This window comes from Kitasatospora sp. NPDC057500 (genome assembly GCF_042802195.1).
Classification (GTDB): Bacteria; Actinomycetota; Actinomycetes; order Streptomycetales; family Streptomycetaceae; genus Kitasatospora.
The window spans coordinates 35,665-56,704 of record NZ_JBHVER010000028.1; the positions used below are offsets into that span (position 1 = coordinate 35,665).

16 protein-coding genes and 3 tRNA genes are annotated in these 21,040 nt (G+C 74.8%); 17 read left to right on the forward strand and 2 right to left on the reverse strand.

Annotation, left to right across the window (positions count from 1 at the left end):
* Nucleotides 1–65: 65 nt before the first annotated feature.
* Nucleotides 66–1,130: a hypothetical protein gene (locus tag ACFU74_RS09240; RefSeq protein WP_380754163.1), complete on the forward strand. Its 1,065-nt coding sequence runs from the start codon at nt 66–68 to the stop codon at nt 1,128–1,130.
* 63 nt (nt 1,131–1,193) lie between these two features.
* Here ACFU74_RS09240 and ACFU74_RS09245 read toward each other — a convergent pair whose 3' ends face one another.
* Complete coding sequence (locus ACFU74_RS09245; protein ID WP_380754166.1) at nt 1,194–2,282, reverse strand: M48 family metallopeptidase; 1,089 nt, start codon at nt 2,280–2,282, stop codon at nt 1,194–1,196.
* Between the two features lie 265 nt (nt 2,283–2,547).
* Here ACFU74_RS09245 and ACFU74_RS09250 point away from each other — a divergent pair, with 265 nt between their 5' ends.
* The 8 genes from ACFU74_RS09250 (at nt 2,548) to ACFU74_RS09285 (ending at nt 7,287) form a co-directional block, all read left to right on the forward strand.
* Nucleotides 2,548–2,694: a hypothetical protein gene (locus ACFU74_RS09250; protein ID WP_380754169.1), complete on the forward strand. Its 147-nt coding sequence runs from the start codon at nt 2,548–2,550 to the stop codon at nt 2,692–2,694.
* Between the two features lie 237 nt (nt 2,695–2,931).
* Nucleotides 2,932–3,090, forward strand: coding sequence for a hypothetical protein (locus ACFU74_RS09255; protein ID WP_344342390.1), 159 nt, complete (start codon nt 2,932–2,934; stop codon nt 3,088–3,090).
* Nucleotides 3,091–3,187: 97 nt separating this feature from the next.
* A complete protein-coding gene (gene nadD, locus ACFU74_RS09260) occupies nt 3,188–3,820 on the forward strand; it encodes a nicotinate-nucleotide adenylyltransferase (protein WP_380754171.1) in 633 nt (210 codons plus the stop codon).
* 22 nt (nt 3,821–3,842) lie between these two features.
* Nucleotides 3,843–5,729 carry a LytR C-terminal domain-containing protein gene (locus ACFU74_RS09265; RefSeq protein WP_380754173.1) on the forward strand — a complete coding sequence of 629 codons (1,887 nt, stop codon included), beginning with the start codon at nt 3,843–3,845 and terminating at the stop codon, nt 5,727–5,729.
* Between the two features lie 129 nt (nt 5,730–5,858).
* Nucleotides 5,859–6,329: a ribosome silencing factor gene (gene rsfS / locus ACFU74_RS09270; protein WP_380754176.1), complete on the forward strand. Its 471-nt coding sequence runs from the start codon at nt 5,859–5,861 to the stop codon at nt 6,327–6,329.
* Nucleotides 6,326–6,973, forward strand: a complete 648-nt coding sequence (locus ACFU74_RS09275) for a histidine phosphatase family protein (RefSeq protein ID WP_380754199.1) — start codon at nt 6,326–6,328, stop codon at nt 6,971–6,973. The genes rsfS and ACFU74_RS09275 overlap by 4 nt, the downstream gene beginning before the upstream one ends.
* A gap of 131 nt (nt 6,974–7,104) precedes the next feature.
* Nucleotides 7,105–7,177 (forward strand) — tRNA-Ala (locus ACFU74_RS09280).
* Between the two features lie 37 nt (nt 7,178–7,214).
* Nucleotides 7,215–7,287: transfer RNA gene (locus tag ACFU74_RS09285), tRNA-Ala, on the forward strand.
* Nucleotides 7,288–7,438: 151 nt separating this feature from the next.
* Here ACFU74_RS09285 and ACFU74_RS09290 read toward each other — a convergent pair.
* Nucleotides 7,439–8,395, reverse strand: a complete 957-nt coding sequence (locus ACFU74_RS09290) for a helix-turn-helix transcriptional regulator (RefSeq protein ID WP_380754179.1) — start codon at nt 8,393–8,395, stop codon at nt 7,439–7,441.
* Nucleotides 8,396–8,497: 102 nt separating this feature from the next.
* On the opposite strand from ACFU74_RS09290, the gene ACFU74_RS09295 reads away from it, so the two are divergent.
* From ACFU74_RS09295 to ACFU74_RS09330, 8 genes are all read left to right on the forward strand, one after another.
* Nucleotides 8,498–10,081 carry an MFS transporter gene (locus ACFU74_RS09295; RefSeq protein WP_380754182.1) on the forward strand — a complete coding sequence of 528 codons (1,584 nt, stop codon included), beginning with the start codon at nt 8,498–8,500 and terminating at the stop codon, nt 10,079–10,081.
* A gap of 105 nt (nt 10,082–10,186) precedes the next feature.
* Nucleotides 10,187–10,259, forward strand: a tRNA-Ala gene (locus tag ACFU74_RS09300).
* A 125-nt stretch (nt 10,260–10,384) separates the two neighbouring features.
* Nucleotides 10,385–11,854, forward strand: a complete 1,470-nt coding sequence (locus tag ACFU74_RS09305; RefSeq protein WP_380754185.1) for a hypothetical protein — start codon at nt 10,385–10,387, stop codon at nt 11,852–11,854.
* 247 nt (nt 11,855–12,101) lie between these two features.
* Nucleotides 12,102–14,996, forward strand: a complete 2,895-nt coding sequence (gene leuS / locus ACFU74_RS09310; RefSeq protein ID WP_380754187.1) for a leucine--tRNA ligase — start codon at nt 12,102–12,104, stop codon at nt 14,994–14,996.
* Nucleotides 14,997–15,269: 273 nt separating this feature from the next.
* The gene (locus ACFU74_RS09315) at nt 15,270–16,097 is read left to right on the forward strand and encodes a hypothetical protein (RefSeq protein ID WP_380754190.1); all 828 of its coding nucleotides are present in this window, start codon (nt 15,270–15,272) and stop codon (nt 16,095–16,097) included.
* 52 nt (nt 16,098–16,149) lie between these two features.
* Nucleotides 16,150–16,995: a DegV family protein gene (locus ACFU74_RS09320; protein ID WP_380754192.1), complete on the forward strand. Its 846-nt coding sequence runs from the start codon at nt 16,150–16,152 to the stop codon at nt 16,993–16,995.
* A gap of 141 nt (nt 16,996–17,136) precedes the next feature.
* The gene (locus ACFU74_RS09325; RefSeq protein ID WP_380754195.1) at nt 17,137–18,066 is read left to right on the forward strand and encodes a helix-hairpin-helix domain-containing protein; all 930 of its coding nucleotides are present in this window, start codon (nt 17,137–17,139) and stop codon (nt 18,064–18,066) included.
* Between the two features lie 182 nt (nt 18,067–18,248).
* Nucleotides 18,249–20,819, forward strand: a complete 2,571-nt coding sequence (locus tag ACFU74_RS09330; RefSeq protein ID WP_380754197.1) for a ComEC/Rec2 family competence protein — start codon at nt 18,249–18,251, stop codon at nt 20,817–20,819.
* The last annotated feature ends 221 nt before the right edge of the window (nt 20,820–21,040 follow it).

Below are 21,040 nucleotides of genomic sequence, written 5' to 3' on the forward strand. Positions count from 1 at the left end.
AGGGTTTCCGGTGAACTGCGGCAGGACCCTCGTACCGGGGCGAGGATGCGCCTTACCCTGGTGTCATGGGTGACCCGCGCGAGCCTCCGGAGGGTGCGCCCGAGGGTGGTTCCGGAAACGAGGACGAGTACCGGTCCGTCGTCTTCGACGAATCGTTCGTCCGCGCTGCCCGGATCCAGGAGCTGTCGGCGCGCGAGCGGCTGTCCGGCGCGTTCGGCCGGCCCATCCGCCCGAAGGTCCGGCTGGGCCCGCTCGGCACCGTGCCCCGGCAGGCGCTCGCGCTGCTGCTGGTGATCCTGCTGGCGTTCGGGGCCGCCGTGTACTTCGGGGTCAGCTCGCCGACCCGTCCCACCTCCCGCCCCCAGGGCAGCCAGCTGACCGTCAGCCTGGTGGCGCTGAGCCCGGCCTCGGCGGTCCACCCGGTCGCCGATCCGGCCAACCCGTTCGCGGGCCTGCCGCCGGGCTACAGCGACGGCGCGGTCGGGCTGGGCACGCCGACCGGGGCGGCCACCGGGCACTTCTCCCGGGTCGAGGTGACCAAGGCACTGGACACCGTGCAGCGCTACCTGGTGGCGTCCTCGCTGTCGCCCGCCGTACTGGTGCAGGGGGCGACCGCGGAGGTGCGGGCCTTCATCACCCCCGGTGAGCAGGCGCAGTTCGACGCGAGCGTGGTGCAGCCGGTCGACGACCGGCACCACGCGCTGACCGGCTGGCTGGTCCGCTTCGACCCGGCGCAGGTCGCGCTGGCCGCGGACACCGTGAAGGTGGCCGGTGCGATGCGGATCGACGAGGCGGACAGCGGCACGCTGCGGATCACCACCGACCACACCTTCGTCTACGCGCTGAAGCAGGCCGGTGCGCCGAGCGGGGCGCCGGTCACCCTGGAGACCGTGCGGCGGCAGCTGACCTTCGAGTTCGACCGGATCGACCTGGCGGCGGCGCAGCTGCGGCTGGTGGACTCGGTGCTCCAGGCGGGGCCGGCGCCGTGCGACGGCTCGTTGGCCGGAGCGGTGCAGCCGGTGCTCGCGGGCACGGACACCGGCACGCCGCCGGCCGGGCCGTCGGCGGTGGACCCGGGCAACCACGCGCGGCCGGCCTGGCAGCTGTGCGGGGTGCTGGCGGGGAGCTGAGGACGGCCGACGGCCCCCGGCCGGGTGGCCGGGGGCCGTCGAACCGTTCCCGCAGGCGGTGCCTCAGCCGTTGCCGGAGGAGCCGCCGTCCTTGCCGCTGCTGCCGTTGCCGTTGCTGCCGCCGTTGCCGCGGCCGGCGCCGGTGAAGGTGTCGCGGAGCTTGCCGCCGACGGAGGCCGCGCCGCCCGCGACGTCGCGGATGAGGCCCATCAGCGGGTCCTTGCTCTCCTTCACCGAGGTCGTGTAGTGCTCGGCGGCGGCCCGCCACTGCTCGCCGACCGAGGTGTCCGGGTCGTCGGTGCGGCGCGGGTAGGCCCCGGCCAGGATGGAGCGGTACTCCTCGCTCTCGGCCCACTTCTTCAGCTGGGCGACCCGGACCACCGCGAACGGGTGGCTCTGCGGCAGCACCTGGAGCAGCTTGAGCACGCCGTCGCGCAGGTCGCCGGCCTTCTCGTACTCCGCGGCCTGCTCCAGGAAGGCGTCCACGTTCATCTCGGCCAGGTTGTGGCCGCCGGCCAGCTTCATCAGCGCCCGCATCGAGGCCTGGAGGTCCTGCCCGGCCAGCAGGCCGGCCCGGTCGCTGGAGAGCTCGGCCTTGCGGAACCACTCCTTGAGCGCGGTGACGATCGCCATGATCGCCAGGTTGCCGAGCGGCACCCAGGCTATTCGGGTGGCGATGTTGGTGAGGATCATCAGCATGGTCCGGTAGACGGCGTGCCCGGACATCGCGTGGCCGACCTCGTGGCCGATCACCGAGCGGAGCTCCTCCTCGTCCAGCAGCTCCACCAGGCCGCTGGTGACGACGATCACCGGGGTGTCGATGCCGATGCAGAAGGCGTTGACCGCCGGGTCCTGCGTGACGTAGAGGTCCGGCACCTTGTCGAGGTCGAGCACGTAGGCGGCGTCGCGGACCATTTCGTGCAGTTCCGGGAACTGCCGCTCGGAGGTCTTCACGGCCGTGGCCAGGAACATCAGCCGGATCGAGCGCTCGGAGACGAGGCCGGCGAGCCTCTTCAGCACGTCGTCGAAGCCGGTCAGCTTGCGCAGCGCGACGAGCGCCGAGCGGTCCGCCGGGTGCTCCCAGGCGCGGGTCGAGATCTCCGGGAAGCGCTGGCGGCGCCGGCTCGGGGTCTTCGCGGTCGTGTCGGTCATGTGTGAGTGCCTCCCTGTCGACGGTGGCCCCGGTCCCCGGCCGGCCCCCGCTGGTCTTCGTCTGCAACGACTGTCCGGACAACGTCCGCGGTTGCGCACTCGTCCCCGCCTGTGTGTCCCGGGTCGCGCCGGCGCCGTCCGGGGCGGCGCGGACGGTGCCCGCGGGGGCGGTGGGCGGCGCCGGTGTGAGGGCGGTTTACCCTGATTGCCCGGGAGAGCCGGGCCACCTCAGGCCGCGGCACCGCGCAGTCCGAGGAGCCCGCAGATGTCCACCGCCGCCCTTGCCAGCCTGGCCGCCCCGATCTCCGCGGAGGACGGCCCCGGGCTCTTCCTGCGGATCATCGTGGTCGCGTCGTTCGTCGGCGTGGGCCTGCTGGCCTGGGTCCTGCTGCGGGCCGGCCGCAACAACTGACCGGCCCGCCGGAGCGGCCCCTTCCCGGCCCGGGCCCACGGCGGTTTCCCGGCCCCGGCCCACGGCGGCTTCCCGGCCCCGGCTCACGGCGGTTTCCCGGCCCCGGCTCACGGCGGCTCAGCCGCGGTGGGCCGCCGAGCGGTTGCCGTGTAACCCCCCGTACGATGACGGGTGGGCCCTCACCGGCCCGTACGACACCCCCTGCCCGCCATCCGAGCCGAGAAGGTCCCGCCGACCATGAGCACTGCCGCCGCACTCCCCGTCCTGAACCTCCTCGCGAACGAGGGCGAGGGGGGCAACCACGACAGCCTCAACCCGTACCTGACGGGTGGCGCCGCGCTGTTCGTCCTCCTGGTGCTGCTCTTCGTGACCACCCGCTTCAACCGGGACCGCTGACCCGGCCGACGGTGGCCCGGGGTGCGGCACCGCCCCCGGGACGCCCGTCACCCGGCCGTTCCCGCACCGCAACGGGCGTCGCGTAAGGTGTGGCGCCATGGGAGAGCAGACCGGGAATCCCGGCGTACCGGCGCCGGAGAGGCGTCGTCTCGGCGTGATGGGCGGCACCTTCGACCCGATCCACCACGGGCACCTGGTCGCCGCCAGTGAGGTCGCCAGCGCGTTCCACCTGGACGAGGTGATCTTCGTCCCGACCGGACAGCCGTGGCAGAAGAGCGACCGGCAGGTCAGCCCGGCCGAGGACCGCTACCTGATGACGGTCATCGCCACCGCGGAGAACCCGCAGTTCTCGGTCAGCCGCATCGACATCGACCGCGAGGGACCGACGTACACCGTCGACACCCTGCGCGACCTGCACGCGATGCACCCGGACGCCGACCTCTTCTTCATCACCGGCGCCGACGCGCTCGCCCAGATCCTCTCCTGGCGGGACTCCGACGAGCTCTTCTCGCTCGCCCACTTCATCGGATGCACCCGGCCGGGGCACACTCTGTCGGACGCCGGGCTTCCGGTGGGCGGGGTCTCCCTGGTGGAGGTCCCGGCGCTGGCCATCTCCTCCACGGACTGCCGCGACCGGGTCGCCAAGGGCGAGCCGGTCTGGTACCTCGTCCCGGACGGCGTGGTCCGCTACATCGACAAGCGGGCGCTGTACGCGCCGCACCGGACCTGATCCCGGAGGGGCCGACCGACGGATGAGCGAGCGCAGGGGACCTCAGGGGCAGCAGTCCGGACAGCCGGACGACTGGTCCGCGGGGCAGTACCAGGAGTACCGGCCCTACCAGCAGCAGGGCGGTTACGAGCAGCAGCCGGGCCAGTACGAACAGCCGGGCCAGTACGAGCAGTACGACCAGTACGGGCAGCCGGTGCAGCCCGCGCCCTACGGCCAGGGGCAGTACGGCTACCAGGACCAGTACCAGCAGCAGGGGTACCAGGGCTCCTACGAGCCGCAGTACGAGCAGCCCGGGGGGTACGGGCAGCAGGCGCCGCAGGGGTACCAGCAGCAGGGCGGCTACGGCTACCAGGACCAGTACCAGCAGCCGGACCCGCAGGGCTACCAGCAGCCGCAGCCGCATGCGCAGCCGTACGAGCAGCAGCAGTCGTACCCGACCGCGCAGATGCCGGTGGTCGCCCCGCCGGAACCCGGTCCGGCGGCGGAGCCCGCCGCGCCCGCGCCCGTACCGCCGCGCCCCCGGGTGCCGCGCCCGGCCACCGCCGAGCCGGCCGCCTCCGCGCGGCCCGCGGCGCCGTCCGAGCAGGTCGGCGGCTCCCGCCCGGCCCGCGCCGGGACCGGAGCCGGGAAAGCCGGGGCCGGGGCCGGGGCCGGTGAGGACGACTACACCACGGGCGAGTTCACGTTCGTCGACGACGAGGCGGAGAAGTCCGAGGACGTCATCGACTGGCTCAAGTTCGCCGAGTCCCGCAGCGAGGTGCGCGCCGAGCGCCGCCGCAGGCTGCGCACCCGGCTGATCGGCGCCGGCGTGGTCCTCGCGGTCGCGGCGGCCGGCACCGGCGGCTACCTCTGGTTCACCGGCGGCGGCAAGGAGAACGCGGCCGCCGCGGCCGGACCGCGCCAGGTCAACGTCGTCCACCTGCGCGACCTCCAGGGCAAGGTCTCCAGCGCGCTGCTGGTCAACGACGCCTCCGGGAAGAAGGGCACCGTCCTGCTGCTGCCGGACACCCTGCGGCTGCCCGGCCCCGGCGACCCGCCGGTCACCACGATCGGCCAGGCCATGGACACCCTCGGCGCCTCCGGCACCCGCGAGGGCCTGGCCACCGTGCTCGGCGCCCCGGTCGCCGGCACCTGGCGGCTCGACACCCCGTACCTGGAACTGCTGGTCTCCCAGCTCGGCGGCGTCCGGGTGGACACCAACGCCGAGGTCCACGAGGGCGGCAAGCCGGACGGCAAGGTGCTCGCCGCGGCGGGCAAGAACACCCTGCTCGGCGGGAAGGCCGCGGTCGGCTACGCGACCCTGCAGAACGAGGGCGAGAACCGCGACGCCCAGCTCGCCCGGTTCGGCCAGGTGATGGACGCCGTGGTGCGCACCATGCCTGTCGAGTTCAAGGACGCCAAGGACGACGTGCACCGGATGAACGCGGTGCTCGACCCCTCGCTGCCCGAGGACGCCCTCGCCGGGGTGCTCGCGCAGATGGCGCAGCTCGCCAAGAACGGCCAGTTCGGCACCGCCGCGCTGACCGTCAAGCCGGACGGCTCGCTGGACGAGGCCACCGCCGGCAAGCAGGTCAAGGAGGTGCTCGGCGGCACCGTCAAGGCCGCGACCAGCGGTGACGCACCGGCCAGGGTCTCCATCCAGGACGCCACCGGCAACGACCAGGCGGCCGCCTCCGCCCAGGTCCAGGTGGTCAACGCGGGCCTCACCTTCGTCCCCGGCGGCTCCAAGAGCGCACCGCAGGCCGCCAGTGAGATCCGCTACACCGACGACGCCCGGCAGGCCGCCGCGAAGTCGCTGGCGATCAGCCTCAACCTGCCGGAGACGGCGGTGAAGAAGGTCGCCGACGCGCAGAACGCCGACCTGGTGGTCGTGCTCGGCAAGGACTACGCGCCGCCGAAGCCCCAGTAGCGCGGGCCCGTACGGGCGGGCGGCCCCGGAAATCGGTTCCGGGGCCGCCGGGGCGGCGTGAGATCCTGGAAGGCGATCCCCGGCGCGCCGCGCACGGGGCGCCCCAAGCCGCCGAGCCGGAAGAACACCGTGACCGCCACTGAGCACAGCCAGGACCTCATCAACGTCGCCGCCCAGGCGGCGGCCGACAAGCTGGCCCACAACATCGTCGCGTTCGACGTCAGCGAGGTGCTGTCGATCACCGACGCCTTCCTGATCGCCTCCGCGAGCAACGACCGCCAGGTCCGCTCGATCGCCGAGGAGATCGAGGACCAGCTGCGCGAGAAGCTGGACATCAAGCCGGTGCGCCGGGAGGGCGAGCGCGAGGGCCGCTGGATCCTGCTCGACTACCTCGACATCGTCGTGCACGTCCAGCACTCCGAGGAGCGCTCCTTCTACTCGCTGGACCGCCTCTGGAAGGACTGCCCCGAGCTGCCGCTGCCGGAGGACGCCCTCGCCTCCCGCAACCGCCCGGACGCCCACACCGACGCGGCCGGCAACGCCGTCGCCCCGGCCGAGCAGGCCCCGGCGGACGACTTCGGCGCCGAGGACTACAGCTGAGCCGGGGCGCGCGAGGTCCGCGCATCGTCTTCTGGCGGCACGGCCAGACCTCCTGGAACCTCGAATCCCGCTTCCAGGGCACCACGGACATCGAGCTGACCGGGCAGGGCGTGCTGCAGGCGCAGCGGGCCGCCCGGCTGCTCTCCGGGCTGCGCCCGGACCTGCTGATCTCCTCGGACCTCCAGCGGGCCCGGCGCACCGCCGAGGAGCTGTCCACGGTCACCGGCCTGGACGTCGAGCACTACGAGGGCCTGCGCGAGACCTACGCGGGCTCCTGGCAGGGGCTGACCAACGCGGAGATCCGCGAGCGCTACCCCGAGGAGTTCGAGGCCTGGACCAGGGGCGAGCCGGTGCGGCGCGGCGGTGGCGAGCTCGCCACCGAGGTCGCCGACCGGGCGGTGCCGGTGGTGCTCGACGCGGCCGGCAAGCTGCCCGAGAACGGCACGCTGGTCGTGGTCAGCCACGGCGGCACCATCCGCACCATGCTCGGGCGGATGCTCGGCCTGGAGCCGGTGCTGTGGGAGTGCTTCGGCGGGCTGTCGAACTGCTGCTGGTCCGTGCTGGGCCGGGGTGCGCGGGGCTGGCGGCTGCTGGAGCACAACGCGGGCACCCTGCCGCAGCCGGTCATCGGCGACGACACCTGAGGTCCCCGGCAGGGGTGCGGAGGGGGCCCCGGGGGGCGGATTTCGCAGTTCCGGGCCTTTGCGGTTAGAGTCTTCCTCGTTCGCACGGAGGGAACGCGGCCCGGAAGGGAAGCGGGAGATCCGGTCAGCGAGGGGCTGTAGCTCAGTTGGTAGAGCGCTTGCATGGCATGCAAGAGGTCCGGGGTTCAATTCCCCGTAGCTCCACTCCGCACCCGGGGTCCTGAGGGATCACGTGTGTCGCGGGGCTGTAGCTCAGTTGGTAGAGCGCTTGCATGGCATGCAAGAGGTCCGGGGTTCAATTCCCCGTAGCTCCACAGACGAGGAAGGCCGTCACTCGGTGGGTGGCGGCCTTCCGGCGTTCCCGGCGCCGTCGTGCCCCGGGCCGTTCGTTTCCCGCGCTGCTTCGTTGCCCGCGCTGCTTCGTTGCCCGCGCTGCTTCGTTGCCCGCGCGGTTTCGTTGCCCGCTCAGCGGGTCGGCCCGGTGCGGGTGTGGTCGCACGGGTCGTTCCAGCCGCCCGGCTCCAGCGCCGCCAGCCGCTCCACCCGCGCGCGGTCCTCCGGCCCGTCCGGGGTGTAGACGGCGACGTACGCCTCCGGCATCCCGGGGATCGTCAGGTACGTCGCGTTCAGCCGCATCACGCCCACCCGCGGGTGGCGGAACACCTTCAGCGACGTCCGCCGCGAGGACACCTCCTGGCGGGCCCACAGCTCCCGGAACGCCGGGCTCACGTCCTGCAGCGACCGCACGTACTCCTCCCAGGCCGGCTCGCCGACGTGCCGGCCGTACGCGCCGCGCAGCACCGCGACCATCTGCGGCAGCTGCTCGTCCCGGTTCAGGAAGGGGCTGCAGCAGTCCGGGCTGGTCACCGTGCACCAGAGGCTGTTGAACCAGCCGTCGGCCGTCCGCGTCCGGCTGGCGGCGAACAGCGCCTCGTAGCTGGAGTTCCACGCCAGCACGTCGTACCGGCTGTTGGAGACGGCGGCCGGCAGCGGGACCAGCGCGTCCAGGATCAGCTGCGCCGACGGGTCCAGCACCGGGTCCGGGAACGCCGGGGGCCGCACCGCCACCTCGGCCAGCCGGAACAGGTGCTCGCGCTCGGTGGCGTCCAGCAGCAGCACCCGGGCCACCGCGGTGAGCACCTGCGCGCTGGCGTTGATCCGGCGCCCCTGTTCGAGCCACGTGTACCAGGTGACGCCGACCCCGGCGAGCTGGGCCACCTCCTCGCGGCGCAGGCCCGGTGTGCGACGGCGCAGGCCCGGCGGCAGGCCGACGTCCTCGGGGGAGACCCGGGCGCGGCGGGCGCGCAGGTACTCGGCCAGCTCGGTGCGGCGGCGGTCGCGCCGGCCGGCGGTGGCCCTGCCGGTGGTTGCCCTGCCGGTGGGCGCGGGATTGACGGTGCCGGGGGTGTCCACGACGGTCATACCCGCCATCGTGCCGCAGCCCGGCGGGGTGAAACAGGTGCTGCCAGTACCAGGATCGGCAGGCTCTAACCACTGGTACCGGGCCGTCGCGAGGCTCGACGCATGACCGATCTACAGACCCGGCGCGGCCCGGCCGGGACCGAATCGCGGGCCGACTCCCCGGCCGACTCGCCGGACGGTGCGCCCGCCGCCAGGCCCGGGACGGCGTCCGTCGCCCGGCCCGGAGCGCTCCTCGCGCTCGTCCTCAGCGGCCAGTTCATGGCCGTGCTCGACACCGCCATCGTCAACGTCGCGGTGCCGACCATCCGCACCGACCTGCACGCCTCCGGCGCCGCCCTGCAGTTCGTGGTGGCCGGCTACACCATCGCCTACGCCGTCCTGCTCATCACCGGCGCCCGGCTCGGTGCCCGCTACGGCTACAGCCGGCTCTTCCAGAGCGGCCTGGCCGCCTTCACCGCCGCCTCGCTGGCCTGCGGACTCGCCCCCGCCACCGGCTGGCTGATCGCCTTCCGGCTGCTCCAGGGAGCCGGGGCGGCCCTGATGGTCCCCCAGGTGATGAGCCTGGTCCAGCGGACCTTCACCGGCCAGGCCCGGCTGCGCGCCCTCGGCCTCTACTCGGCCGTCCTCGCCGGCGGCATCGCGGCCGGGCAGGTGCTCGGCGGGGTGCTGGTCAGCGCCGACCTGTTCGGCGCCGGCTGGCGTCCGGTCTTCCTGGTCAACGTGCCGATCGGCCTGGTGCTGCTGGCGGCCGGCGCCCGGCTGCTCCCACGGCTGCCCGGCGACCGCGACCGCGGCTTCGACCTGCCCGGCCTGCTGGTGCTCGCCGCGGCCCTCGGGCTGCTCGTCGTCCCGCTGGTGCTCGGGCACGAGCTCGGCTGGCCCGGCTGGAGCCTGGCGATGCTCGGCGCGAGTGCGCCGCTGTTCGCCCTGTTCGTCCTCGTCGAGCGGCGGATCGCCCGGCGCGGCGGACAGCCGCTGATCAGCGGGCGCGTCCTCGGCGCGGCCGGGCTGCTGCCCGCGGTCGGCGCGGTGTTCATGATCATGCTGGCGTTCGCCGGCTTCATGTTCTCCTTCGCCCTGCACCAGCAGTCCGGGCTCGGGTACAGCGCCCTGCGCGCCGGACTCTGCTCCGCCCCGATCGCCGTCGGCTTCGGTGTCGCCGGCCTGCACTGGCAGCGGCTGCCCCGGCGCCTGCACGGCGTCCTGCCCTGGCTGGGCGCCGGCCTGCTCGCCGTCGGCTACCTGCCGTTCGGCCTCCTGCTGCGCGATGGTGCCGGGGTCGGGGCGGCGCCGCTGCTGCTCTCCGCCGTCCTCGGGGTGCTGGCCGGCTGCGCGTACACACCGTTGTTCGGGAGGGCGCTCGCCCGGGTCGCCCCCGCCGACGCGGCGAACGCCAGCGGGGTGGTGGTCACCGCGGTCCAGCTCGGCCAGGTCGTGGGCGTGGCGCTGGTCGGCTCGGTGTTCCTCGGGGCGGTCGACCTGCCGGCGTCGGCCGGGGAGTCCGGGCACGCGCTGCTGGTCACCTCGGTCACGGTCGGCGGGGCCGTCGCGATCGCCGCCGTACTCGCCGCCCGGGCGGTGGCGGCCGGCCGGGCGCGGCCTCCTGCCGAGGACCCGGCGCAGACCTCGGCCGAGGCCGCAGAGGCCGCAGAGGCCTCAGCGGAGCAGCGGCCGACGGGCGGGTAGCGGGCCGCCGGGGGAACGGATTCGTGGAGCACCCCCCGGACCGTGTAAAGTAGTCGATGTCGCCGAGGGAAACGGAACGAAACCCCCGGTGACATCGCAGGTCAAGGGGCTGTAGCTCAGTTGGTAGAGCGCTTGCATGGCATGCAAGAGGTCCGGGGTTCAATTCCCCGTAGCTCCACAGGAAACGAAGGCCGCCTCCCGTCCGGGAGGCGGCCTTCGGCGTTCCCGGGGCGGGGTTCCGGCCCGCACGGCATTTCCGTCACTCCCAGCGGCGGCCCCCGGCGGCCCGCTACCGTCGGAGCCATGGCCGATCTGGAGCGCAGGCGCAACGAGGAACTCGCCCGGATACTCCACCAGCTCGGCTGGAGCCCGGAGCGCCTCGCCCGCGAGGTCAACCTCACCGTCCCGGCCCGGCTCGCGATCAGCTCCACCGCCCCCTACAAGTGGCGCGACCGCGGCATGGTCCCGCGCAGCCCGCACGACCAGGCCGTCTGCGAGGTGCTCGGCCGCACCCTCGGCATCGCCGTCACCTACGAACAGCTCTGGGGCCCGATGGGCGGCCACCGCGGCGCCAAGATCCTCTCCCCGCGCCTGCTGACCGACCCGTGGACGGCCGACACCGCGCAGACCGCGCTGCGCGAGACCGCCGCCGACGCCGGCCCCGTCCGCCTCACCGACCTCTTCCGCGGTGCCGACGTCGCCGCGGCCGCCCGCCGGCTGGCCACCCCGCCGCCCGCCCTCCGCGGTGACGGCGCGCTGCGCGTCGACCCGGCGGTGATCGGCGAACTGGCCGCCGCCCACCGCAGCAAGCAGCGGCTGGAACGTTCCTGCGGAGGCGGGCTCGTCCTCGGCCCCGCCCGGGCCGAACTGGCCATGGTCGCCAAGCTGCTGGAACTCGGCGGGTACGACGAACCGCTCGGCCGGGCGCTGTACGGCGCGGCCGGCCGCCTCGCCCGGCTCGCGGCCTGGGCCGCGTTCGACCTCGGCCACGACGCCGCCGCGCAGCGGGCGTTCGCGGCCGCGCTGCGAGCCGCCCACCTGAGCGGCGAGCGCCGGGACGGGGTGGCGGTGCTCGGCGGCCTGGTGGCGCTGGCCACCTGGAGCACGGGCGGGCGCGGGCTGGACGTGGTCACGGTGCTGGCGCAGGCGGTGGCGGCGGCCGGGGACGGGCTCGGCCCGGCCGAACGGGCGTTGCAGCTCGGCCGGATCGCCCGCGCCCACGGGCGGCGCGGCGACGCGGCAGGGCTCGCGGGGGCGGCGGGGCCGGCGTTCGCGGAGCTGGACGGCGGCGAGGGGCTGGGCGAGGAGCGGGCGGACCTCGCGGGCATGGTGGGGGAGGGGTACCTGTTCCTGGGCGAGCACGGGCGGGCGCAGGAACTGCTGGCCGAGGCGGTGGCGGGCCTGGGGCCCGGCCGGGCCAGGGCACGGGCGCTGCTCATGGTGCGGCTGGCCGACGCGCAGCGGCTGGCGGGCGACGAGGCCGAGGCGGCGCGCACGGCGGACCGGGCGCGGGCACTGGCGGCGGGGATGCAGTCGGAGCGGGTCGCGCGGGCGCTGCGCGGGATCGACGCGGCGTTCCGTGCGGCGGGCGCGGCGGGGGTGGGTCCTGGCGCGGTGGGTGCGGTGGGTGCGGCGGGGGTGGGGCCGGCGGGGGTGGGTCCCGGCGCGGCGGGTCCGGAGGAGGGGAGTCCGGACGCGTCGAACGGGCCGTCGCGCCGGGTGTCGGCGGGCGGGGCGGCGGGCGCGTCGGCGGTATCCCCGGGAGGCGGCTGACCCCCTTGCGGTACCCTGAGCCCATGCGAACCGCGCGCCTGCTCCTTAGTCGGCCGCGCTGACCAGGACCGGCCACGCCCGAGGGCGGAGCCGGAGTCGGCGTGGCACCCCCTCCTGCGAGGGGCTTTTTTTGTTTTCCGCCCGGGCCCGCCGCCCGGCGCCCGTCCGGGCCCCGGCCCGGGCACCCGCCCCGTCGCCGGCCCGGAACGCCGGTTCGCCAACTGACATCGATGGAGCTTGAAGGACCATGAGCGAGACGACCCCTGCGTCCGGTGCGGCCGACACCGCGACCGCGCCGTTCCGGTACAGCGCCGCCCTGGCGGCGGAGATCGAGTCCCGCTGGCAGGACATCTGGGAGAAGGAGGGGACGTTCCACGCCCCCAACCCGGCCGGTGAGCTGGCCGACCAGGCGGGCGCCGACGTCGCCGCGAAGCCGCACAGCTTCATCATGGACATGTTCCCGTACCCGTCGGGCGCCGGCCTGCACGTCGGCCACCCGCTGGGCTACATCGCCACCGACGTCTTCGCCCGCTACCAGCGGATGAACGGCTACAACGTCCTGCACACCCTGGGCTACGACTCCTTCGGCCTGCCCGCCGAGCAGTACGCCGTGCAGACCGGCACCCACCCGCGGGTCTCCACCGAGGCCAACATCGCCAACATGCGCCAGCAGCTGCGCCGGCTGGGCCTGGGCCACGACCCGCGCCGCTCGATCGCCACGATCGACCCCGAGTACTACCGCTGGACGCAGTGGATCTTCCTGCAGATCTTCAACTCCTGGTACGACGAGCGGGCCGCCAAGGCCCGTCCGATCGCGGAGCTGGTCGCCGAGTTCGAGAACGGCACCCGTGAGGTCCCCGGCGGCCGCGACTGGTCCGCGCTGGACGCCGCCGGGCGCGACGAGGTGCTGGGCGAGTACCGGCTGGCCTACGCCAAGGAGGTGCCGGTCAACTGGTGCCCCGGCCTGGGCACCGTGCTGTCCAACGAGGAGGTCACCGCCGACGGCCGCTCCGAGCGCGGCAACTTCCCCGTCTTCAAGTCCAACCTGCGCCAGTGGATGATGCGGATCACCGCCTACTCCGACCGGCTGATCTCCGACCTGGACCTGCTGGACTGGCCCGAGGCCATCAAGCTGCAGCAGCGCAACTGGATCGGCCGCTCCGAGGGCGCCCGCGTCGACTTCGCCGTCGACGAGGGAAGGATCACCGTCTTCACCACCCGCCCCGACACCCTGTTCGGCGCCACCTACATGGTGCTGGCGCCCGAGCACGACCTGGTCGACGCCATCGTGCCCGCCGCCTGGCCCGAGGGCACCCGTGAGGCGTGGACCGGCGGCGCCGCCACCCCCGCCGGGGCCGTCGCCGCGTACCGCGCCGCCGCGGCCGCCAAGTCCGACGTCGAGCGACAGGTCGAGGCCAAGGTCAAGACCGGCGTCTTCACCGGCGCCTACGCCGTCAACCCGGTCAGCGGCGAGCCCGTCCCGGTCTTCATCGCCGACTACGTGCTGATGGGCTACGGCACCGGCGCCATCATGGCCGTCCCCGCCCACGACCACCGCGACTTCGCCTTCGCGCGGGCCTTCGACCTGCCGATGCGCTGCGTCGTCCAGCCCACCGACGGGCGCGGCGAGGACCCGGCCGCCTGGGACGACGCGTTCGACACCTACGACTCGGTCATCGTCAACTCGGCCCACGACGAGGGCACCGAGAACGGCATCAGGCTGAACGGCCTGGGCGTCGTCGAGGCCAAGGCCGCCGTCACCGCCTGGCTGGCCGAGCACGGCATCGGCGAAGGCACCGTCAACTACCGCCTGCGCGACTGGCTGTTCAGCCGCCAGCGGTACTGGGGCGAGCCGTTCCCGATCGTCTACGACGAGGACGGCGTCATGCACGCGCTGCCCGAGTCGATGCTGCCCGTCGAGGTCCCGCAGGTCGACGACTACTCGCCGCACACCTACGACCCGTACGACTCCGCCTCCACGCCGAAGACCCCGCTGTCCCGCAACGAGGACTGGGTCACCGTCGAGCTGGACCTGGGCGACGGGCCGAAGACGTACCGCCGCGAGACCAACACCATGCCCAACTGGGCCGGCTCCTGCTGGTACGAGCTGCGCTACATCGACCCGTCCAACCGCGAGCGGGTCGTCGACCCGGCCAACGAGCGGTACTGGCTGGGCCCCACCGAGCAGAAGCCCGGCGGCGGCGCCGACCTGTACGTCGGCGGTGCCGAGCACGCCGTGCTGCACCTGCTGTACGCCCGCTTCTGGCACAAGGTGCTGCACGACCTGGGCCACGTCTCGTCCGTCGAGCCGTTCCACAAGCTGTTCAACCAGGGCATGATCACCGCCGACGTCTACCGCGACGAGCGCGGCTTCCCGGTGCCCGCCGCCGAGGTCGAGGAGCGCGGCGGCCAGTACTTCTGGCAGGGCGAGCCGGTCAAGCGCGAGGCCGGCAAGATGGGCAAGTCCCTGAAGAACGCCGTCGCCCCCGACGAGATCGCCGACGAGTACGGCGCCGACACGTTGCGCCTGTACGAGATGTCGATGGGCCCGCTGGACGTCTCCCGCCCGTGGGACACCCGCGCCGTCGTCGGCTCGTACCGCTTCCTGCAGCGGCTGTGGCGCAACGTCGTCGACGAGTCGACCGGCGAGCTGGTGGTGACGGACGAGGAGCCGGACGAGGCGACGCTGCGGGCCCTGCACAAGGCCGTCGACGGCGTCCGCGCCGACATGGCCGGGCTGCGCTTCAACACGGCCGTCGCCAAGGCGATCGAGCTGAACAACTACCTGGTCAAGCGTGGTTCCACGCCGCGTTCGGTGGCCGAGCAGGTGGTGCTGCTGGTCGCCCCGCTGGCCCCGCACATCGCGGAGGAGCTGTGGCGGCGGCTGGGCCACGGCGACTCGCTGGCGTACGCCGGCTACCCGGTGGCCGACCCGGCGTACGTCGTGGACGAGACGGTGACGTGCGTGGTCCAGGTCAAGGGCAAGGTCAAGGCCCGGCTGGAGGTCGCGCCGTCGATCTCGGACGCCGAGCTGGAGGCGCTGGCGCTGGCCGACCCGGCGGTCGTCGCGGCGATCGGCGGGGCCGAGGTCCGCAAGGTGATCGCGCGGGCGCCGAAGCTGGTCAACATCGTCACCGGCTGACGTCGGTCGGTCGACCGGTTGACCGGCTGGTCGGTCGACCGGCCGGGCTGTGGGGCGGGCGTTCCTCGGGGAGCGTCCGCCCCGCGGTGCGTCCGGGGGAGTGGACGGCTCGGGGTTCACCCCGAGCCGTCCCTGAACCGCCCCTGAAGTCCGGCCCGGCGCCCCTGATCGGCGGCCCGCCGGGCCGGTACCGGCGCTACCGTGGAACCCTCGGTGGGCCGGCCCGCGTTGGGCCCGGTGGGGGCCGGTTCGGCTGGCGGAAGGTGGCGCGTGATGGAGATCCTCGGGGTGTTGCTCGTACTGGCCCTGCTGTTCGGGCTCGGGGTGGCGGTGCTGGTCGTCGTCGGCCTGGTCAAGGCCGCCCGGGCGGTCGGCGAGAAGGTGGAACGCCAGGAGGCCAAGGCCCGCCGGGCGGTCGAGAACGTCGCGCTCAAGGCCAAGACCTACACCCAGACCGGCCCGCAGGGGCAGATCTCCGCCGTCCGCCTGCGCCTGCGGACCTCCCTGGACGGCACCCGGCAGGTGCTTCAGAGCGGCGTCGCCCAGGACGGCCAGCTGGGCGAGTCGCTCGCGCTGCTGGCCCGGCTGGACGCGCACGCGGCGGAGCTGGACGGCGAGCTGCGGATGCTGGAGCGCGAGCCGGACACCGGGCGCGTCGCGGCGAAGCTGCCGGAGCTGCGCGAGCGGGCGGAGCGGATCACGCACTCGGCGGAGGCCATGCGCTGGGCGGCGCAGGACCGGATGCACCGGTTCGCGGAGGACGAGCTGGGCCGACTGAGCCAGGAGTGCGAGGACGAGGCGGGGGCGCTGCGGCACTGGGACACGGCTCCGGGGGCTTCCGGGGGTGCGTCCGGTGATTCCGGCACTGCCGGTGCCGCTGGTGCCTCCAGTGCTTCTGCTGCCGCTGGTGCCTCCAGTGCTCCTGGTGCTGCTGATGCTCCTGGTGCGGCGCGTGGGGCCGACGCGCCCGGCGGCGCCCGACCCGGGCTCACGGACGGCCGCGGCCGTCCCAGCGCCGAGGAACTGCTCGGCCTCGCCGACCCGGTGACCAAGCTGGCGCAGCGGCTGCGCAAGCCGTCCGCCGGGCCGTCGGCCGGCTGAGCGGAGGCCCGGATGCTGCCGTCCCGCCCGGGCGGGGGGTAACCTCCGCCTCATGCCCGCCGACCTCGCACTCGTCACCGATTCCACGGCCTACCTGCCCCAGCAAGCCGTCGACCGGCACGGGATCACCGTGGTCCCGCTGAGCGTCGCGGTCGGCGACGAGGTGCGGGCCGAGGGCGTCGAGATCTCCCCGAAGGACGTCGCCGAGGCCCTGCGCGGCAAGCACCGGGTCACCACCTCCCGGCCCAGCCCCGAGTCCTTCGCCGCCGCCTACCGGGCGGCCGCCGAGGCCGGCGCGCGGGGCGTCGTCTCGGTGCACATCTCCGGCGAGCTGTCCGGGACGGCGGAGGCCGCCCGGTTGGCGGCCGCCGAGTCGCCCGTTCCGGTGCGGGTGCTGGACAGCCGGCTGGTCGGCATGGCCCTCGGGTACGGGGTGCTGGCCGCCGCCGAGGCGATCGAGGCCGGCAGCGTACTCGACGAGGTGGCGGCGTCCGTCGAACGGCGGACCGCCCGGACCAGCGGCTTCTTCTACGTCGACACCCTTGAGTACCTGCGCCGGGGCGGCCGGATCGGCGCCGCGCAGGCGCTGCTCGGCTCGGCGCTCGCGGTCAAGCCGCTGCTGCACCTGGACGGGGGGCGGATCGAGCCGCTGGAGAAGGTGCGCACGGCGTCGCGGGCGATCGCCCGGCTGGAGGAGATCGCGGTCGAGCGGGCGGGGGAGCGGGAGGTGGACATCGCCGTCCACCACCTGGCGGCGGAGGACCGGGCCGAGCCGCTCGCCGAACGGCTGCGGGGACGGGTGCCGGGGCTGCGCGACCTGTACGTGGGCGAGGTGGGGGCGGTGATCGGCGCGCACGTCGGGCCGGGGCTGCTGGCGGTGGTGGTCTCGCCCCGGTGACCGTGCCCGGCTGGCAGGGCGTCAACACCTGACGGTCGCTCTCCCCCCTGGGGGTGACGTTCTTCATCCACAACCCCCGGGTTTTCCACAGGCTTTCGGTAATCTCCGCGTGCTGCTCGCGCGGTTCCTACCGTGCTCCGCATGACGAGCATGCGAGTCGGCGCACGCAAGCGCCGCGAGATCCAGCGGGTCAACGAGACTGCGACGCTGCGGATGGCGGCCCTGCTGCCCGAGGCCGGCGAACCGTCGGACACCGAGCCCTCGGTGTACGCGGGACCGGCCGGTTCCGGCGCGCCGCCACCCGGCGGCCCTGTGCCCGGTGCCTCCGCGCCGGGCGGTCCCGCGCCGAGCGGTCCGCCGTCCGGTGGGCCCCTGCCCGGCGACCCCGTCCCCGACGACCCCCTTCCCGCCCGCGTCGCGCAGCCGTGGGCGGGGCATGCGTCGGCGCTCGACCGCCGGGCAGTGGTCGGACTTCTCGTCCTCCTCCTGCTCGCCGTCGGCTACGGCGTCCAGCACTTCTGGCTGGCGCGGCCGCAGCCGGTCGAGGTCCCGGCGATCGCCGTCGCCTCGGTACCGTCGCCCGCCACTCCCGGGCCGGCCCCGCCCGGGGGCGACACCGGCGGCGCTGCGCCGGGCACCGTCGTGGTGATCGACATCGGCGGCCGGGTCGGCTCCCCGGGAGTGCACACCCTGCCCGGCGGCTCCAGGGTCGCGGACGCCCTGCGGGTGGCCGGCGGGCCGCTGGCCGGGACCGACCTCAGGAACCTCAACCTGGCCCGCGTCCTGGCGGACGGCGAACAGATCCTCGTCGGCGAGCCGATCCCCCAGCCGGCCGCAGGGGCGGGCACCGGACCGCCGCCCGCCGCCGCCTCGAAACAGCCGGTCAGCCTCAACCGCGCCACCCTCGAACAGCTCGACACCCTCCCCGGCGTCGGCCCGACCCTCGCCCAGCGCATCATCGCCTTCCGCGCCTCCCACGGCGGCGCGTTCCGTTCGCTCGACCAGCTCCGGCAGGTCAGCGGAATCGGCGAGCGCACCTACATGGAACTCCGGCCGCTGCTCACCCTCTGACGCCCCACCACGCTTCCCGTGCCGTTCCCATTTCCCATTCCCGTTGCCATTCCCATTCCCGTGCCTGCGCCCGTGCCCGTGCCCGTGCCCGCCTGAGAGGAGGTACCGCCATCGCCGCCACCGCGCCCGTCCCCGGTGACACCGTCTCCGCCGCGCCGCGCCTCAACGACCTCCGCCTGCTGATGCCCGCCGTCGCCGCCTGGGCGGTCACGGCCGCGGTCCTCGGCCTGGGCCCCGGACACGTCGCGGCCCTCGCGATGGCGGCCGGCGCGGCCGCGGCACTCGGGCTGGTCCTCTTCGCCCTCCGGGCCGGGCCCGGCGCCGGCCCGGTCCGTCGCCGCTCCGCCGCGGTGACCCTGGCCGCCGTGCTGCTCACCGCGGCGGCCGCCACGACGGCCACCCTCCTGCACACCGCCGACCTGCACCGCGGACCACTGCCCGAACTGGCCCGCGCCGCCTCCCCGGCACCGGAGGTCGCCGTCGACCTCACCCTCACCGGGGACCCGCGCGTGCGCGTCTCCCGTGGCGGCGGTTCCGGTTCCGGACAGAACCTGCTGACGGTGGACGCCGCGGTGGACCGGGTCACCGTGCCCGACGGCGTCCTCCCGGGCCCGCCGGGCCCGCGAACCGTCCGCACCCGCACGCCGGTCACCGTCCTGGTCCGGGGCGAGGACGCCGGGGCGTGGGAGCGGCTGCTGCCCTCGACCAGGCTCGCCGCCGAGGTGACGGTCCGTCCGCCGGACGAGCGCGCGGGCGAGTCGGCGGCGCTGCTGATCGCGCACGGCGAGCCGCGACAGCTCGCGCCGCCGAGCCTGCCGCAGCGGATCGCCGGGAGGCTCCGGGCGGGGCTGCGCGAGGCCACCGACGGCCTGCCTGCGGACCAGCGAGGGCTGCTGCCCGGTCTCGTGGTGGGGGACACCTCCCGTCTGCCGGACGATCTCCGGGAGGCGTTCCGGGACACCGATCTGGCCCACCTGGTCGCGGTCAGCGGGGCCAACCTGGCGATCGTGCTGGGCGTGCTGCTCGGCGCCCCGGGGCGGGCCGGCACCGCCGAGCGGAGCGGACTCGCCGCCCTGCTCGGGATCCCGCTGCGCACCACGGCCCTGCTCGGCGCCGCCGTCACGCTGGCCTTCGTGACGATCTGCCGCCCGGAGCCCAGCGTGCTCAGAGCGGCGGGAACGGGGCTGATCGGGCTGTTGGCGCTGGCCACCGGCCGCCCGCGCCAGGCGGTCCCGGCGCTGGCGGGCACGGCCCTGCTGCTGGTCCTCCTCGATCCCTACCTGGCGCGCTCGTTCGGCTTCCTGCTGTCGGTGCTCGCCACGACCGGCCTGCTGGTGCTCGGCCCGCGTTGGGCGGACGCCCTGCGGGCGCGGGGCTGGCCGCACCACCTGGCGGGCGCCGTCGGGGCGACGGCGGCGGCGCAGGCGCTCTGCGCGCCGGTGACGGTGGTGCTCTCCGGGCACGTCAGCCTCATCGGGATCCCGTGCAACCTGCTGGCCGAGCTGGCGGTGGCGCCGGCGACCCTGCTCGGCTTCGCGGTCCTGGTGATCGACCCGCTCTCACCCGCACTGGCCCGGCTGCTCGCCGAGCCCGCCGGGGTGCCGGCCGGCTGGCTGGCCGCGGTCGCCCGGCACGGCGCGGAGCTCCCGGGCGGCCGACTGTCCTGGCCGGGCGGGTGGTTCGGCACGGTGAGCCTCGCCGCCGGAACGGCCGCGCTCTGCTGCACGCTGCCCGCGCTGCTGCCCCGGCTCCGCCCGGTGGCGGTGGGCGTGCTGCTGCTGGCCCTGCTCACGGTGCTGCTGCGGCCGCCGCTGCTGGCCCGGATCGCGACCGGCTGGCCGCCGCCGGGCTGGCGGCTGGTCATGTGCGACGTGGGGCAGGGCGACATGCTGGTGCTGCCGGTGGCGCCGGAGAACGGGGAGCCGCCGGACAGCGCGGTGGTGGTGGACGCGGGGCCGGATCCGCAGGCGGCCGACCGCTGTCTGCGCGACCTGGGGATCACCAGGGTGCCGCTCCTCCTGGCGACGCACTTCCATGCCGACCACGTCGAGGGGATGCCGGGCGTGCTGCACGGCCGGCGGGTCGCGTCGGTGCAGGGGACGGCGGTCGACGAGCCGCCGGGCGAGGCCGCCCGGGTCGCGGGATGGGCGGCGCGGGCCGGGGTCCCGCTGACGCGGGCCGGTCCCGGTGAGCGCCGGTCCGCGGGGGCCGGGGTCTCGTGGGAGGTGCTGTGGCCGGACGGAGAGGAGTCGACGGTGGTGTCGGGTGCGAACAACGCGAGTGTCGCGCTGCTGGTGACCCTGGTGGGCGGTGTGCGGATGGCCCTGCTGGGCGATCTGGAGCCGCCGGCGCAGGAGGCCCTGTTGAGCCGGCTGAGGACGGCCGGGAAGGAGAGCAAGGTGGACGTGCTGAAGGTGGCGCACCATGGTTCGGCCTACCAGGACTGGGAGTTGACGGCGGCGCTGGGCCCCCGGCTGGCCCTGATCTCCTGTGGCGAGGACAACCCGTACGGCCACCCGTCGCCGCGCACGGTGGACCGGCTGCGGGCGCTGGGCGCCACGGTGCTGCGGACGGACCGCATGGGCGACATCGCGGTGACGGGCGGCGACCCGGGCCACCTCGGCGCCGCCGTCCACCCGCACGCCGAGCGCCCCGCCCACAGCCCCCGCAAGCCGAGGGCCACCCATGAGGCCGGCCCCGGCACATCGGTCGCGGCGCGCGCCGGCCGCGGCCAGCGCGCGCCGCCCTGGTAGCCCCCACCACCCTCCGCCCCGGCCACATGGGGGATGGGGTTTGGGTTGGGGGCATGGGGTTGGGGTGGAGGGATGGGGTGGGGTGGGGCCAGGAAGAAACGTTTCTCCTGCCCGGCCCCGAGCGGCACGCTCGGGGCCGGGCGAGTACAGGGCGGTACGGGGCGGGAGCGCGGCGCAGCAGGGCCTGGTCCGGCTCTGCTGAGCAGCACCCGGGAGAGCGC